The sequence below is a fragment of the Hyphomicrobium zavarzinii ATCC 27496 genome, assembly GCF_000383415.1.
GTDB lineage: Bacteria > Pseudomonadota > Alphaproteobacteria > Rhizobiales > Hyphomicrobiaceae > Hyphomicrobium_C > Hyphomicrobium_C zavarzinii.
Window position 1 is genome coordinate 535540 of the sequence record NZ_KB911258.1, and the last position, 13093, is coordinate 548632.

Sequence of the window (13093 nt, forward strand, 5' to 3'; positions counted from 1 at the left end):
ACCATCGCGCGCAGGGTTGGTGTGGCGGCTGCGCGCAAGCAAAAGTGGTGGGCCCGCCAGGACTCGAACCTGGAACCAGGCGGTTATGAGCCGCCAGCTCTAACCATTGAGCTACGGGCCCCCGTGCCGGAACGCGTCCGGGCCGGCCGGTGCAGGCCGGCAAGGAGCCGATGCCGCGAAGAGGGCCGGCTCCAGGAGGGCGGGGACCCTCTATAACAGAGTTCGCACGCGCCGCCAGCCGTCAGGCTTGCCGCGCCCGGCCTTCATTCCTCCCCGAACATGTCCTATCGCAAAAGCTCCCAACAGGAGGACTTTATGCGACTGACGACGAAACTGGGGCCTGCAGCGGTGTTCGCCGCTGCGTCTGCCATGCTGATGTTTGCGACCCCGCTCCGCGCCGAGGACAAGATCATGGACCGTCTGATCACCGTATCCGCAACCGGTTACGTGACGGCTGAGCCCGATCAGGTGCGCCTCTCGTCGGGTGTCACGGCCGAAGCGAACACGGCCGAGGCCGCGCTCTCCGCCAACACCGAGAAGATGAAGGCGGTCGTTGCGGGCCTCAAGGAGAGCGGCATCGACGCCAAGGATATTCAGACGAGCAACTTCAGCGTCAATCCGCGCTACACCTCGCCGCGCGACGGCGCACCGCCCGTCATCGACGGCTACGTGGTCTCCAATCAGGTCGAGATCCTGATCCGCGATCCGAAGTCGCTCGGCGCGCTTCTCGACAAGCTCGTGAGCCTCGGCGCAAACCAGATCAACGGCCTCAACTTCGTCGTGAGCAAGGAAGAGACGCTGAAGGACGACGCGCGAAAGGAAGCCGTGGCGAACGCCCGTAGGCGCGCCGAGCTTCTGGCCAAGGCCGCCGGTGCCGACGTTGGCGAGGTCGTCTCGATCGCCGAGGAGGTCGGCTACGGCGGACCGCGCCCGATGGGGGTGGCACGCGCCGCCAAGATGGACGCAGCGCCGATCGAAAGCGGCAGCGAGACGCTCGAAGCGCGTGTCACTGTCACCTGGAAGCTGAAGTAAGAACAAAGAGAACGCGGTGCCGCCGGTTTCCGGCGGCGCCGCACACCACGTCTGCTGCGCGCTCTAGGCGAGCGTCACCGTCTCGACCGTGTGCTTCAGCGGCTCAGCGCCGGGCTGCGATGGCCAGTCGCCAAAGTTGCGCATCTCGCCGCTCGTGCGCAGCCGCCTCAGCGCCGCGAGATCGACCGCAGCCGAGACCCACATCGACTCGTTGAGCGTCCCCTGGGCCAGGATGCCGTCGTCGCTCACACCGTTCTCGGGCGGCACGTAGATGCCGGCAGCACCCACGTTGTGATCCACGGCCGGAGACCACACGGCATCTCCCACAGTCGGGCTCTGCACGGTGACGATGGTGTTCTCGAGCGCGCGCGCCTTGGAGCCGGTGCGCACGCGATGATAGCCCGATATGCGCTCGGTGCAGGAGGGAACCAGGATCGCATCCGTGCCGGCCTCCACGGCCGCGCGGGCAAGCAGGGGAAACTCGCTGTCGTAGCAGATCAGCACCGCGATCTTGCCGAGCCGCGTCTCGAACACGCGCAGCGGTCCGCCCGCCGTCACGCCCCAGTCGTGCTCGAACGGCGTCATGATCAGCTTTTCCTGCACGCCCACGGACCCCGCGGGAGTGACGAGCTGGGCTGCGTTGACGAAGCGGTGCCCGTCCTTGGCGGGACCAGAGCCCACGAGGATGTGAACGTTGTGCTTCTTCGCGAGCGCAGCGTGAAGCGCGACGCGCGCCGGCGCCAGCTCCGCCACCCGTTCGAGCGTCGTGGTGAGATCGTTGTAGACCTCGGGGCCAAAGCAGGCGGCTTGCTCGATCGCAGCGTATTCCGGAAAGACGAGAAGCTCGGCGCCCGTTGCCGCGCCCGCGTGCACCCACGTCGCGATCTTGTCTTCCCACTCGCCAAGCGAGCCGGGCTGGCCGATCGGATACTGGGCAGCGGCGATCTTGAGAGTTTGCGGAGCGGCCATCAGAGCTTTTTCATCCAGAACTGCATCACGTGCGTGGTTTCTTCGGCCTGATCCACGTCTTTCCAGTCGTAGGTGGCGGTGAGGCCGGGAACCGGAGCATAGCCGCGCTTGCCCCAGAACACATCGAGCGGGATGTAGTCCTTGGGCTTCAGGGGATGGTCGTCAGGGCGCACCACGCGGCAGAAGGTCGAGTGGGTGAAGCCGCCCAGGGCGTAGGCCTGCGCCTCGCGAAGCTCGAAGAACTTGTGCCCGAGCCCATGCCCGCGATGGCTTGTGAGCAGAACGCTCTCGCCACAATAGAAGATCTTGGAGAGATCGTAGCCCGCTTTCCGGAACGGCTCGCCGAACTCGTCCGCGTGCTCGATCATCGGCGCCCCCGTGGAGGCGCCGACCACGAGATCGCCGTCGCGCGCGACCACGCAAACGGCGCCCTTCGCCTTGGCGAACTTGGCGAGATACTCCTCCTCGTACTCCAGCGTGCCGTCGTAGAGGTACGGCCAGTCGCGGAACACGGTGATGCGAAGCCGGGCAAGATCGGGAAGAACCGTCTTGATGTCGTCTCCGGTGAGCGCGCGAACGTCGATGCTCATCTCGTCTCCTTCTCGAAGGGGAGGCGGGCCAGACCAATTAGGCTGAACTATCAGGCGACCTGAGCGATCCAGTCGGTGAGGTTGTAGTAGGTGGTGACGCGCGAGATCTTGCCGTCGCGGATCGCGAAGAAGGTGCCGGCCGGCAGAACGTAGGTCTGGCCCTTGGCAGGCGGCAGCTCGCTGTCGGTGTTGATGTAGGTGCCGTTCACGTTGAACTCGGCGGCAGCCCGCGTGCCATCCTTCGAGACGAGCACCACGATCTCGGTCAGGAGCTCCTTGTAGTGATGCGTCATGCGCGCGTTGAACGCGCGGAACTTGTCCTTGCCGACGCGGCGCTCACCTTGGTTCACGTCGTGGATCACGTCGTCGGTGAGGTGGGCGAGCATGCCCTCGCTGTCGCCCGAGTTGAAGGCGTCGTAATAGCTGCGGATCAGCTTGGCCGTCTCGATGCGGGTCTTGCTTTCGGCGTCGCTCATGGGAGCCTCCCTTGAATTGAGATTGGAGGCCTCCTTAGCAGGTTGCGGCCTGCTACTCAAAGGGGCGGCGGAGAATCGCTGCGCGACAAAGAGCATCGCGCGGCAACCGTCCGCCGCCCCTGGATTGTCGGCCGATTCGTTAACGCTGATCGGCCCCGTGCTACCGCTTCTTGGCGGCCGTCTTGCGGGCGGGCGCCTTCTTGACGACGCGCTTAACGACCTTCTTGGCCGGCGCTTTCTTGGCGGCAGACTTCTTGGCAGCAGTCGGCTTCGCGGCGGCCTTGACCTTCTTACGGACACCCTTGAACGGCTTCTTGTCCGCTTTGACGTCGAGGAACTTGCCGGTCTTGTCGTCCCGCTTCGTCCAGGTGCCGGTCAACTTGTTCTTGATCTGCGAGCGCTTCTTCACCGCGCCCACGCGGCGATCGTCGCCCGCTTCCTTGTTCTTCGCCATGTGATGATCTCCTGTCGAAATGCGAATGCGATTGTCAGACTTGTGAGTGTGGGTTACGCGCCCAACACATGCAACACGATCTTTCGCTGATGCGGCTGTCGGCGATGCTCGAAGAGATAAAGTCCCTGCCAGGTGCCGAGCACGAGATTGCCGTTATGAATCGGAATCGTGAGTGACGTCTGCGTCAGCGCGCTTTTGACGTGCGCGGGCATGTCGTCGGGTCCCTCCATCGTGTGCACGAACAGCGGATCGCCGTCCGGCACCAGCCTGCGGAAGAACGCGACGAGGTCACGCTGAACGTCAGGGTCCGCATTTTCCTGGATGACGAGAGATGCCGACGTGTGGCGGCAAAACGCGGTGAGCTGCCCGATGCCGATGCCGCTTTCTCGCGTGAACGCGTGTGCGGTCGCGCTGATCTCGTACAGACCCTGACCGGATGTCGCGACCGTGATTTCCTTTTGCGCTTGGCGCATCCGCGCGTGTTCCTCGTGATTTTTCCCTTGTCGTGCTTATATTAGCCCCATGAGCAGAGCATTCGTCAAAGAACCGGATGGCCTCGATGCGTTCGAGGAGCTTCCCGAGCGTCTGGTGTCCGAGAACCCCAACCTCGTCACCGAGCAAGGCCTCGCGCAGATCGAGAGCGAGGTCGCACGCCTGTCGCGCGCTTATGCGGAAGCGCAGAGCGCGGGTGATCGCGCCGCCCTCAACGCCGCCGCGCGCGATCTGCGGTATTGGTCCGCGCGCCGCGCCTCCGCCGAGTTGGTGCCCGCGCAATCCGACACCAGCGAGGTGCGCTTCGGCGCTCGCGTGACGATCGAGCGCGCCGACGGCCGGCGCCAGACCTATCGCATCGTCGGAGAGGACGAGGCGGATCCCGGCAAAGGCACGCTCTCCTATGTGTCGCCGCTCGCGCGCGCGCTCCTCGGCAAGTCCGTGGGCGACACGGCCACCGCTGGAGCGGGCGAGGTCGAGATCATCGCCATCGCCTAGCGCGCTCCGCATCAAAAGCGCCACCCCGGAAAAGGCGTGGTTAAGAAGGCCGGCAGCCGAAGTTGGTCCTGTTCCTTAGGAAACAGCATCAACGAGCGAGGCGGCCTATCACGCTTTTGCTCGGTGCCGTCGGGGCCCGGCAATCACTCAGTATCCAGGAGATTTCAGAATGAGCACCGTCCTCCGCGCAGGCATCGCCGCGCTTGCAGTTTCTTGTTTGGCAGTCACGGCCGCCACCGCCGCGGTCGCAGGCCACCGCGCGGACCGGGAGAGCGGCGAGGCAGAGGTGATGGGCGTCGGCCCTGCGGCACGCGATGCCGCCATCTCGGCCGCCATCGCCGACTGGAAGCGTGAGGTGCGCGAAGAGACCGGCCACACCCCGCGCTGGCGCACCGCAACCGAGAAGAAGATCGAGTGCGAAATCGAGCGCGGCCGCAAGACCGAATGCGAGGTCAAGGCTCGTCCCAACTTCTGATCGGGCATTGAATTTTCCCATCGGGGCCGAGGCGTGCGAGCATGCCCCGGCCCTGATTTTTTGGACACACGGCCTCCCCCGCGCGTGCCGCCGGGTGGCCGGAAGACTTGCCGAAGGGTCCGCGCAAGATTTAGAGTCGGCACTTAAGGAAAGATACGCGGTCCGGGGGTGAGCATGCAGGCTCTGGGACGGTCTACGATCAGGTACGGGGCGCTGTTGCTGATGGCGGCGGCGCTCGCCGCAGCGGTCGGCTTGGCACGTGCTCAAGAACAGGCGGACGCTCGCCTCGTCGAGGTGAAGCTCGGCCTCAACAGCATGAGCAAGACCGAGCGCGAGACGCTGTGGCGCCGCGTCGACGAATACGCGACCGTGGACGCCCTGCAGGAGTTCTGCGGCAAGAAGCTCAACCTTCAGGGACGCACCTGGGCGGCGGTAAGCCCCTGCGTCGAGGTTCGTTCGCTGCGCAGGGTGGCGGCCGTCTTCCGCGCCAAGAAATCCGAATATCTCAAAGGCTGGGAAACGGCCCACGGAGAGCCCGAGAAGAAGAAGGCGCTCTGCGAGAGCTGGAAGTCGAAGCTCACCGAGTATGCGCGCATCATCGACGGGCACATCTCGGAAGCCAAAACCATGTGCAGCGCGTGCCTGTTCTGCTGAGGTTAGCCCGTTTCTGCCTTCCCGATGGCATGTTCCCGGCAAATCCGTGCCACATTGGCTCCACGGGATATCCGTAGCTTTTACGCACCGGTGAGCGGCACCGGATTGATTCGCGGGCTTTGCGCCTGCCAGAACAGGAAGAGACGACCTATGCCGAAGATGCTCGCCCTCAACGTCGTCCTGGCCTTAGCCCTTTTGGTCGGGGCGGCACGGGATGCCAGCGCCGCCTCCGGCTACGAGATCGATACCGATGTCGACGCCGCGCTCCACCGCTTTTATCGCACCGTCGGCGGGTCCCGGGAGCTTGTGCGCGATGCGGCCGCCGTTCTGGTGTTTCCCTCCGTCGTGAAGGCGGGAATGGGCTTCGGCGGCGAGTACGGCGAGGGCGCGTTGCGCCGCCACGGGCGCACAGAAGCCTACTACAACACGGTCTCCGCGTCCGTCGGCTTCCAGCTCGGCGTGCAAGCGCGTACCGTCATCATCCTCTTCATGACCGAGGAGGCGCTCGGCAGCTTCCGCCGCAAGCACGGCTGGAAGGTCGGCGTGGACGGCTCCGTGGCGCTCGTCACCGTGGGCGTCGGCGGGTCGGTCGACACCAATCAGATCACGAAGCCCGTCATCGGCTTCATTCTCGATCAGAAGGGTCTGATGTACAATCTTACGCTCGAGGGCTCGAAGATCTCCCGCATCGATCGCTGAGCGTCGTTCGGGTCGCGGCTGGTCTCAAGCGGCCTCGACGGACGGGCTCGAGACCGCCTCGGGCTGACGAGCCGCCACCGCGCTCGATCCGATCGCGCGCTGCAGCGTGCGGGCAAGCTCCGACGCGATGTCCGTGTCGAGGGCCTCGTCGTAAACGCGCGAGCAGCCGCGTCCGTCACGCTTGGCGCGGTAGAGCGCCACATCCGCCTTCGCGAGCCAGGCGTCGATCGAGAGCGTGGACGGCGTTTCGAATGCCGCCACGCCGATGCTGACGCTGACATTGAGCAGACGCCCGTCGAACAGGACCGGCTGCGTGAGCGCTTTTTCCACGATCTCGGCAATGAGCGCCGCATCCTCGCGCCTTGCCATCGGCGTGGTGACGGCTGCGAACTCGTCTCCGCCGAGGCGGGCTGCGATCACGAGGCGCTCGTTCAGCGCCTTGAGCCGGCCTGCGATTGCGCAGAGCACGGCGTCGCCCGCTGCGTGTCCCATGGTATCGTTCACCGCTTTGAAGTAGTCGCAGTCGATCAGCATCACCGCCGATACGCCGTCCTGCTTGCCCGCGCGCGTGAGGAGGTTTGCGAACACGCTCATGAACCAGCCGCGGTTCGCGAGCCCCGTCGCCGCGTCGTGGCGTGACGCATGGATGGCGGCCTGCTCGCTTTCGGAGAGGCGCTGCGTCAGCCGGCGCACGGTAAATGCGGCGAGCAGCGTCATCATCGCGATGAGACCGAGCGAGAGCGCGATCGCCGGCAGGGCCGCCAGCAGGATTGCATGTCCGGGCGAGGAGAAGTCCCACGTCACGTGCGTCACAACGTTGCCGTTCGCATCGCGGAGCGCGAGCGTATGCTCGCCCGTGGCCTCGGTGTGGTTCGCCGGCACGTGCTCGAGGCCATCGATATGCGAGAGCGACTCGAGCTTGTCGAGCAGCGGTTCGGTCAGGAACTGCACGCCGAGCAGCAGGGTCGGCTCGTTCGGTGTCTCGTGGTCCTCCACATCGGGCGTGAACGGCGATACGGTCACCATCGCCGACTGCCCGTCGAGCCCGATCAGGTCGTTGACGTAGATGCCGTCGGTCATGGCGCCCGGCATGCGCTCTCCGAACCCGTCGCCTGCGGCGCGAGCCGATTTGTAGAGCATGCGCGCCCGCTCGATCGGGCGCGAGGCCGCTGCGATGAGCGCCGCGCCGCGCTCCGGCGAGGGCGCGCCTTCGAGCTCGCTCGAGAAGATCACGTTGCTGCGGGAGTCCACAATATAGAGCTGCTGGATGCCTTCCGGAGAGATCGCATCCTTGCCGAAGTTCTCGCGGATCCAATCCTGCCGCTTCGACAGCACGACATTGCGGAACGCGGTGTCCCACATGGTCTGCGACAGCAGCTCCGAGGCGTGCAGCTCGCCCAGCAGCTTGATGCCGCGCTCGAGGGCCGCCGTCTCGCGCTTGAGCGCGTTCTCGTTGATCTTGTTGACGACCATCAAGGCGTCTTTGCCGAGCAGGATCACAGCCACGAGCGCCGGCAGGCCGATAGCCAGACCAACCCATCGCGCAAGTGCAACGCCATTCGAGCTGTGACCGTGAGTCATAGCGGATCCCCCCGTTTTGCCCTGATCAACTGCCAAGGGTATCCGGGAGTCCTTGAGGGGCGTACAACACGGGACCTAAAATGCCGCCCTTTGCGGAAAGCTTTTGTTGACCAAGACGTCCGCGCTCGTGCGTCACTGGCTCTTGAGATAGGTGCCCATCAACGTCGCCTGGGCCAGAACGTGGCCCTTCATTACCGTTTCCACATCCGCCTTGGTGGGACTGGAAAGGCCTTCGAGGCGGGTGTCGAGGGCATAGAGCTTATGAAAATACCGGTGTCGCCCGATGGGAGGGCAGGGGCCTCCGAAATCGGCCCGGCCCCAGTCGTTGAGGCCGGTCGCGGTCCCTTCCGGCAGGCTTGCCGCGCTCACGCCCTCGGCCAGCCCTTTCGATCCCGGCGGCAGATTGTAGAGCACCCAATGTACCCAGGTGCGCTGGGGCGCGGCGGGGTCGGGCGCATCCGGATCGTCCACGATCAGGACAAGGCTCTTCGTGCCCGCTGGCGCGCCATCCCACATCAGCGGCGGAGAGACGTCCTTGCCCTCGCAGGTGTAGGTGCTCGGAATGGCCGCGCCGTCGGCGAAGGCCGGGGAGATCAGGGTTAGCGTCATGGCACCTCCGTCGTCGCTGGGTCGAGATCAGATCTCGATCAAGGCAGGCTCCCCTGACATGATATCGAATGCCTCTCCTTTCCGCACGGTTCCATGAAGGAGCGCCGTATGCCGACCATGAAAGCCATGCTGCTCGATGCGCCGGGAAAGCCGTTGCGGTTCGCGGAAGTGCCGCGCCCGGAGCCCGGCCCGGCCCAGGTGAGGGTGAAGGTCGCGGCTTGCGGGGTGTGCCGCACGGACCTGCACGTGGCCGATGGAGACCTGACGGAGCCGAAGCTTCCCATAATCCCCGGCCACGAGATCGTGGGACGGGTGGACGCAATGGGCGCCGGTGTCACGCGCTTCACCTTGGGGCAGCGCGTCGGCATCCCCTGGCTCGGCCACACCTGCGGGACCTGCCCCTACTGCCGCGAGGGCCATGAAAACCTGTGTGATCACCCGGGCTTCACCGGCTATCAGATCGACGGCGGCTATGCCGAGTACACCGTCGCGGATGCGGACTACTGCTTTCCAATTCCCCAGGGCCTCGGCGATGTGGAGGCCGCACCTCTGCTCTGCGCCGGGCTGATCGGCTATCGCTCGCTGCGCATGGCGGGGAAGTGCCGCACGCTCGGTATCTACGGGTTCGGCGCCGCAGCCCACATCGTCGCTCAGGTGGCCCGGCACGAAGGCATCGAGAGCTACGCCTTCACGCGGGCCGGAGACAGCCAGGCGCAAACCTTCGCCCGCGAGCTCGGTTGCGTCTGGGCTGGTGCGTCGGATGCAGCCCCGCCCCAGCCGCTCGATGCGGCGATCATCTTTGCACCCGTCGGCGCCCTGGTGCCCTTGGCCCTGAAAGCGGTGCGAAAGGGCGGCACCGTCGTGCTCGGCGGCATCCACATGAGCGAAATCCCGCCAATGCCCTATCGCATCCTGTGGGAGGAGCGCGTGATCCGCTCGGTCGCTAACCTCACGCGCAAGGATGCCGAGGAGTTCCTCGACCTCGCGCCGCGCGTGCCCGTGCGCACGCACACGACCGCAGTGCCTTTGGCAGAAGCCAACATGGCCCTGGATCGTCTCCGCCGCGGCGATCTCACCGGCGCACTCGTTCTCGTTCCCTGAACATGTCTGCGGCCAGCGCGAGGCAATCGCGAAAGCCGTCCAGATCCGAGAGCACGCGATCGGGCGCCACGTCGCGCAGGACGAAGCGCCCGCACGTATCGAGCACCGCGATCGCGATCATCAGGTTCTCGGCGAGACCGAAATCCTCGATGTCGGCCTGCCTCGTCTCCTGATCCCACCACGCCCGCGCGGCCTCCGGCGTCGCCCGCACGCGCGCCGCATGGTCGGCCGCGACATTGCTGTAGCCGAGCACGGGCCGCCCGAGCGCGCGCATGAAGCCGATCTCGAACGCAGTTCCCGCGTCCATGCTCACGCCGCGAAAGGGCGTGCAGTTCGCGATCATCAGGTCGCAGCTCCGCATCAAGCTTTCGTTGCCGTGGCTGATGGCGCGTGCGAGCGCTTCCGGTGAGAGCGAGGCCGCGTCCGCGATGGCGTTGTCGAGGGGGAAGACGCCCGTGAACCCGAACTTCGCGCAGAGCCGCTTCTTCTCCGCGCCCTGGGCGAGCGCGTCCGGAAAGAAAACCTCGGGTCCCGCAAGATAGACCCTGGGCGCTCCGCTTACCTTCGTGCTCTCCGTCACCCGCTAGCGCTCCTTGCCGCTCTCGACGTGAAAACGGTGCAGCACGCGATGCGCGATAGGCGCCAGCACGAACCCCGCGCCGATGACAATGATGAGCCCCGAGAGGATGGCGTAGCTTCCCGCGAAGATCTTGCCCGCCGTGGTGTGCAATTCCGAGACCGGTCCCATGCCGGAGAGGATCATCGCCGCGTTCACGAACGCATCCGCGAGCCCCATGCCCTCGGTGATCGTATAGCCCGCCATTCCGAGCGCGAGCCCGCCGAGCGTCAGCAACGACCAGAGGCCGATCGCGCGCGCCATCCGGTTCAGGAAGGCGTGCCGCGGGATCACGGTTTGGGTGCGGCTCTCGAACTGGGTCAACCCGCGCATATCTCGTCTCCGGCCGGCCTCGAAGCAGTGAAAGGGGAACGCAACGCGCCAACTTACGATGTGCTGCGTCTATCCTCCAGCCTCGGGGCGCCCGAACGGATGCATCGACAGAGCAGGGCTATCTCTGCGAGACTGCCGTGAACGAGAGAACAGCAGCTTGAAAGGAGCGCCATGCCGCTGAGCCTGCGTGCCGCAATCGCCGTGATCCTGGCGGTGAGCGCCCTCCCGCCCGCCGCGCTGGCCGAGCGCGGACGAACCACGGCCGTTCGCCAGCCTCTGGTCTCGCCCCCGGTCAAGGACTGCACCCGCATCAATGGGCGCATCGGCTACTACGCCAATCCGTGGTGCTCGCCTGCCGAGCAGGAGCGCTGGGACCGCTGGGAGGCTGCTCGCGTGAAGTTGCGCTGAGGCGGTGTCCGGCCCCGTGAGGTCTGTTACAACCATCTGCAATGATTTGAATTTTTTGTAATGTTCTCGCCACAGGAACGCCGTTGCGGCGCCACGTCCGCTTCCTACATGTCCACCGGTAGCTCAACAGCTCGGAGGACATCCATGCAGACCACAAGCGTGTTCCAGACCAACGCCGCCCAGGTTCGCGACGAGACTTACAAGAGCATCATCGAGCACGCCAAGGCGCAGGCGCGCCGGTATGCGGCGCTGGATACGCGGGAAGGGCGCACCGCCGCCGTCGCCGTGCTGCGCTTCGCCCGCAGCCTCCGCGCCCGCCGCAGCAGGCTCAACGCCTAGTCCGAAGCTCCGGTGCGCCGGACGACAAAGCCCCCGGGTTCTCTCGGGGGCTTTTGTTTGGCAGCCCGGAGGCAAGGCGCGAAACGGTCAGCACGGGAGAAGTGCGCTTTTCCGCATCTCGACGGGTGAAGGACGTGTGACGTATGTCTCGCCACTATAGTTTTTGAGCGAGACGATCCCATGAGTACTGCGGCCAAGGCCCCCGAGATCACCTACGACGACTTCCTCAAGGTCGACATCCGTGTCGGCACCATCGTGGACGCCGAGCCGTTTCCCGAGGCGCGCAAGCCTGCGATCAAGCTCCGCATCGACTTCGGCCCCGAGATCGGCGTGAAGAAAAGCTCGGCGCAGATCACGAGGCACTACGCGCCGGAGAGCCTGCTCGGCCGCCAGGTCGCCGCCGTCGTCAATTTCCCTCCGCGCCAGATCGGCAAGTTCCTGTCGGAAGTGCTGACACTCGGCTTCCCCGACGCAGACGGCGAGGTCGTCCTCATCCATCCCGAGCGCGCGGTGCCGAATGGCGGGAGGATGTTTTGACCCGCTGATCATCGCAGGCACGCGCACCTTCGTGCGTGCCATTACCCTGATAGGCAGCAGTTCGCCATGCGGCTGATCCGGGCGGACCGCTGCCGATAGATCTGAGTAACGGCCGTCGTCCGTGCGCAGCACGGCTTCGCCGTGACGCGGAGCATGGCTCCGCCAAGACGCCGGTGTGACGGCCTCAATTGCGGCGAGCCATCACCACCAACGTCATGCCGGCGTAGGCCGGCATCCAGCCGCCTTTGAATGGAACGGCCGGAGAAGGGGATCGAAGCCTGGTTATCGAGAGGCTGTGTTGATCGGGTCGGGTGCTTGAGCGGGCACAACGTCAAAGTTTGCGGGCGTAGTTCTTCCGAACGTGCTGGCTGATCTAGGTGGACAGCCCTCGGCCTTCTTCAGCGAGACGCTTCATCGTCTCCACGTGCTCGCGGCCCGGATGACGATAGTCGTAGTCATAGCCGTCGCCATCCTTGAACCACACGCGAATGGACGAAGGCCCGAGCGCGTAGAAGCGAACCCCCGAATTCCTTCCCAAGTTGCCGTAGCGCTTACGGCTCGCGTGCACGATCGAAACCTCCAAGACTTTGTGAGGACATGGAAGCAGAACGGCATTTTTTTGATTGAGCACGACTCTACCAGCGCCGTATGTGAACGAAAAGCGCGCGCGAGGGAATTCGTTCTCCGTGCCTGAAGCGGGCGGCAACGAAATCGAAACTCCGATCTGCAAGTCTTTGGTTCATGACACTGGAGACCAAAGGCAACATCATCGGGCTCGCGTTCGTCGCCATCATCGCGGCCATCGGCCTGTACGTGGTCATGACGGGCCTCGGCCGCTTTGGAAGAAGCGATGGCGATGCGCCGAGCTGGGTTTTGATCGCCGCTGGATCCGCGTTCCTGCTCGCGGCGAGCAGCATGGCGCTGAGTGCCATCGGTGGAATCGTCTACGGCGCAAAAGCCAACCCGGACGGAAGCCTCACTGACGAGGCACCCTACGCCGTTCGCGCTTTGCAGATCCTTCTGAGCCTCGGCATCGTCGCGATGCTGGTGGCGGTCGCGAGCTGGGTCGCTCTCAATCCGGAGGAAGGCTCCGCCACCGGCCGCAGGATCGCGCTCGCGGGGGGTGCGATCACGGTCTGGGCGATCTTCTTCGGCTTCGCGATCTGGAGACTGCGCGGGCTCCGAAAATAGCTGGGCTCCGCCCTCCCTCGGCGAAGCAAAAAACCCCCG

20 protein-coding genes and 1 tRNA gene are annotated in these 13093 nt (G+C 65.2%); 10 read left to right on the forward strand and 11 right to left on the reverse strand.

Annotated features, from left to right (window positions below; translation table 11 throughout):
- Positions 1-45 precede the first annotated feature (45 nt).
- A tRNA-Ile gene (locus tag F812_RS0113715) sits at positions 46-121 on the reverse strand.
- A gap of 194 nt (positions 122-315) precedes the next feature.
- Between F812_RS0113715 and F812_RS0113720 the strand changes: the two genes are divergently transcribed.
- Positions 316-1032 carry an SIMPL domain-containing protein gene (locus tag F812_RS0113720; protein ID WP_020665381.1) on the forward strand — a complete coding sequence of 239 codons (717 nt, stop codon included), beginning with the start codon at positions 316-318 and terminating at the stop codon, positions 1030-1032.
- 63 nt (positions 1033-1095) lie between these two features.
- On the opposite strand, the gene F812_RS0113725 is transcribed toward F812_RS0113720, so the two are convergent.
- The 5 genes from F812_RS0113725 to F812_RS0113745 all read right to left on the reverse strand — a co-directional run bounded on the left by F812_RS0113725 (position 1096) and on the right by F812_RS0113745 (position 3994).
- Entirely contained in the window at positions 1096-2001 is a 906-nt protein-coding gene (locus tag F812_RS0113725) for a carbon-nitrogen hydrolase family protein (RefSeq protein WP_020086562.1), read from the reverse strand.
- On the reverse strand, positions 2001-2591 hold the full coding sequence (locus F812_RS0113730) for a hypothetical protein (RefSeq protein WP_020086563.1): 591 nt from the start codon (positions 2589-2591) through the stop codon (positions 2001-2003). Before F812_RS0113730 ends, F812_RS0113725 begins: the two co-directional genes overlap by 1 nt.
- Before the next feature lie 50 nt (positions 2592-2641).
- Complete coding sequence (locus F812_RS0113735; RefSeq protein ID WP_020086564.1) at positions 2642-3067, reverse strand: ketosteroid isomerase-related protein; 426 nt, start codon at positions 3065-3067, stop codon at positions 2642-2644.
- Positions 3068-3227: 160 nt separating this feature from the next.
- A complete protein-coding gene (locus tag F812_RS23920; RefSeq protein WP_020086565.1) occupies positions 3228-3521 on the reverse strand; it encodes a hypothetical protein in 294 nt (97 codons plus the stop codon).
- Positions 3522-3574: 53 nt separating this feature from the next.
- Positions 3575-3994 (reverse strand): secondary thiamine-phosphate synthase enzyme YjbQ, encoded by a 420-nt coding sequence (locus tag F812_RS0113745; RefSeq protein ID WP_020086566.1) that lies wholly within the window; start codon positions 3992-3994, stop codon positions 3575-3577.
- Between the two features lie 49 nt (positions 3995-4043).
- On the opposite strand from F812_RS0113745, the gene greA reads away from it, so the two are divergent.
- From greA to F812_RS0113765, 4 genes are all read left to right on the forward strand, one after another.
- Positions 4044-4511, forward strand: coding sequence for a transcription elongation factor GreA (gene greA / locus F812_RS0113750; RefSeq protein ID WP_020086567.1), 468 nt, complete (start codon positions 4044-4046; stop codon positions 4509-4511).
- Between the two features lie 169 nt (positions 4512-4680).
- Positions 4681-4986: a hypothetical protein gene (locus F812_RS0113755; RefSeq protein ID WP_020086568.1), complete on the forward strand. Its 306-nt coding sequence runs from the start codon at positions 4681-4683 to the stop codon at positions 4984-4986.
- A gap of 174 nt (positions 4987-5160) precedes the next feature.
- Entirely contained in the window at positions 5161-5640 is a 480-nt protein-coding gene (locus tag F812_RS0113760) for a hypothetical protein (RefSeq protein WP_020086569.1), read from the forward strand.
- A 150-nt stretch (positions 5641-5790) separates the two neighbouring features.
- Positions 5791-6339, forward strand: a complete 549-nt coding sequence (locus F812_RS0113765; protein ID WP_020086570.1) for a BPSL1445 family SYLF domain-containing lipoprotein — start codon at positions 5791-5793, stop codon at positions 6337-6339.
- A gap of 24 nt (positions 6340-6363) precedes the next feature.
- On the opposite strand, the gene F812_RS23925 is transcribed toward F812_RS0113765, so the two are convergent.
- Positions 6364-7920, reverse strand: a complete 1557-nt coding sequence (locus F812_RS23925) for a diguanylate cyclase domain-containing protein (protein WP_020086571.1) — start codon at positions 7918-7920, stop codon at positions 6364-6366.
- A gap of 132 nt (positions 7921-8052) precedes the next feature.
- A complete protein-coding gene (locus F812_RS0113775) occupies positions 8053-8529 on the reverse strand; it encodes a YbhB/YbcL family Raf kinase inhibitor-like protein (RefSeq protein ID WP_020086572.1) in 477 nt (158 codons plus the stop codon).
- Positions 8530-8646: 117 nt separating this feature from the next.
- Between F812_RS0113775 and F812_RS0113780 the strand changes: the two genes are divergently transcribed.
- Positions 8647-9630 carry a zinc-dependent alcohol dehydrogenase family protein gene (locus tag F812_RS0113780; protein ID WP_026868121.1) on the forward strand — a complete coding sequence of 328 codons (984 nt, stop codon included), beginning with the start codon at positions 8647-8649 and terminating at the stop codon, positions 9628-9630.
- On the opposite strand, the gene F812_RS0113785 is transcribed toward F812_RS0113780, so the two are convergent.
- Both F812_RS0113785 and F812_RS0113790 read right to left on the reverse strand, forming a co-directional pair.
- A complete protein-coding gene (locus tag F812_RS0113785; RefSeq protein ID WP_020086574.1) occupies positions 9602-10210 on the reverse strand; it encodes a nucleoside 2-deoxyribosyltransferase in 609 nt (202 codons plus the stop codon). The genes F812_RS0113780 and F812_RS0113785 overlap by 29 nt on opposite strands.
- Positions 10211-10213: 3 nt before the next feature.
- The gene (locus tag F812_RS0113790; RefSeq protein ID WP_020086575.1) at positions 10214-10579 is read right to left on the reverse strand and encodes a hypothetical protein; all 366 of its coding nucleotides are present in this window, start codon (positions 10577-10579) and stop codon (positions 10214-10216) included.
- A gap of 171 nt (positions 10580-10750) precedes the next feature.
- Between F812_RS0113790 and F812_RS23930 the strand changes: the two genes are divergently transcribed.
- From F812_RS23930 to F812_RS0113805, 3 genes are all read left to right on the forward strand, one after another.
- Positions 10751-10987, forward strand: coding sequence for a hypothetical protein (locus F812_RS23930; RefSeq protein ID WP_020086576.1), 237 nt, complete (start codon positions 10751-10753; stop codon positions 10985-10987).
- 144 nt (positions 10988-11131) lie between these two features.
- Positions 11132-11326 (forward strand): hypothetical protein, encoded by a 195-nt coding sequence (locus F812_RS0113800; protein WP_020086577.1) that lies wholly within the window; start codon positions 11132-11134, stop codon positions 11324-11326.
- Positions 11327-11506: 180 nt separating this feature from the next.
- Positions 11507-11863, forward strand: a complete 357-nt coding sequence (locus tag F812_RS0113805; RefSeq protein WP_020086578.1) for a tRNA-binding protein — start codon at positions 11507-11509, stop codon at positions 11861-11863.
- A gap of 373 nt (positions 11864-12236) precedes the next feature.
- Here the strand turns inward: F812_RS0113805 and F812_RS23935 are convergent, their stop codons facing one another.
- A complete protein-coding gene (locus F812_RS23935; protein ID WP_051113837.1) occupies positions 12237-12431 on the reverse strand; it encodes a hypothetical protein in 195 nt (64 codons plus the stop codon).
- A 173-nt stretch (positions 12432-12604) separates the two neighbouring features.
- On the opposite strand from F812_RS23935, the gene F812_RS0113815 reads away from it, so the two are divergent.
- Entirely contained in the window at positions 12605-13054 is a 450-nt protein-coding gene (locus tag F812_RS0113815; RefSeq protein WP_020086580.1) for a hypothetical protein, read from the forward strand.
- Positions 13055-13093 lie beyond the last annotated feature (39 nt).

Bases quoted from the DNA above. Each gene is read 5' to 3' on its own strand.
- F812_RS0113790 (WP_020086575.1), bottom strand. From the start codon at position 10,579: ATGCGCGGGTTGACCCAGTTCGAGAGCCGCACCCAAACCGTGATCCCG.
- F812_RS23920 (WP_020086565.1), bottom strand. From the start codon at position 3,521: ATGGCGAAGAACAAGGAAGCGGGCGACGATCGCCGCGTGGGCGCGGTG.
- F812_RS0113775 (WP_020086572.1), bottom strand. From the start codon at position 8,529: ATGACGCTAACCCTGATCTCCCCGGCCTTCGCCGACGGCGCGGCCATT.
- F812_RS0113765 (WP_020086570.1), top strand. From the start codon at position 5,791: ATGCCGAAGATGCTCGCCCTCAACGTCGTCCTGGCCTTAGCCCTTTTG.
- F812_RS23930 (WP_020086576.1), top strand. From the start codon at position 10,751: ATGCCGCTGAGCCTGCGTGCCGCAATCGCCGTGATCCTGGCGGTGAGC.
- F812_RS0113805 (WP_020086578.1), top strand. From the start codon at position 11,507: ATGAGTACTGCGGCCAAGGCCCCCGAGATCACCTACGACGACTTCCTC.
- F812_RS0113760 (WP_020086569.1), top strand. From the start codon at position 5,161: ATGCAGGCTCTGGGACGGTCTACGATCAGGTACGGGGCGCTGTTGCTG.
- F812_RS0113745 (WP_020086566.1), bottom strand. From the start codon at position 3,994: ATGCGCCAAGCGCAAAAGGAAATCACGGTCGCGACATCCGGTCAGGGT.
- F812_RS0113755 (WP_020086568.1), top strand. From the start codon at position 4,681: ATGAGCACCGTCCTCCGCGCAGGCATCGCCGCGCTTGCAGTTTCTTGT.
- F812_RS0113735 (WP_020086564.1), bottom strand. From the start codon at position 3,067: ATGAGCGACGCCGAAAGCAAGACCCGCATCGAGACGGCCAAGCTGATC.
- F812_RS23925 (WP_020086571.1), bottom strand. From the start codon at position 7,920: ATGACTCACGGTCACAGCTCGAATGGCGTTGCACTTGCGCGATGGGTT.
- F812_RS0113780 (WP_026868121.1), top strand. From the start codon at position 8,647: ATGAAAGCCATGCTGCTCGATGCGCCGGGAAAGCCGTTGCGGTTCGCG.
- F812_RS0113725 (WP_020086562.1), bottom strand. From the start codon at position 2,001: ATGGCCGCTCCGCAAACTCTCAAGATCGCCGCTGCCCAGTATCCGATC.
- F812_RS0113815 (WP_020086580.1), top strand. From the start codon at position 12,605: ATGACACTGGAGACCAAAGGCAACATCATCGGGCTCGCGTTCGTCGCC.
- F812_RS0113800 (WP_020086577.1), top strand. From the start codon at position 11,132: ATGCAGACCACAAGCGTGTTCCAGACCAACGCCGCCCAGGTTCGCGAC.
- F812_RS0113720 (WP_020665381.1), top strand. From the start codon at position 316: ATGCGACTGACGACGAAACTGGGGCCTGCAGCGGTGTTCGCCGCTGCG.
- greA (WP_020086567.1), top strand. From the start codon at position 4,044: ATGAGCAGAGCATTCGTCAAAGAACCGGATGGCCTCGATGCGTTCGAG.
- F812_RS0113730 (WP_020086563.1), bottom strand. From the start codon at position 2,591: ATGAGCATCGACGTTCGCGCGCTCACCGGAGACGACATCAAGACGGTT.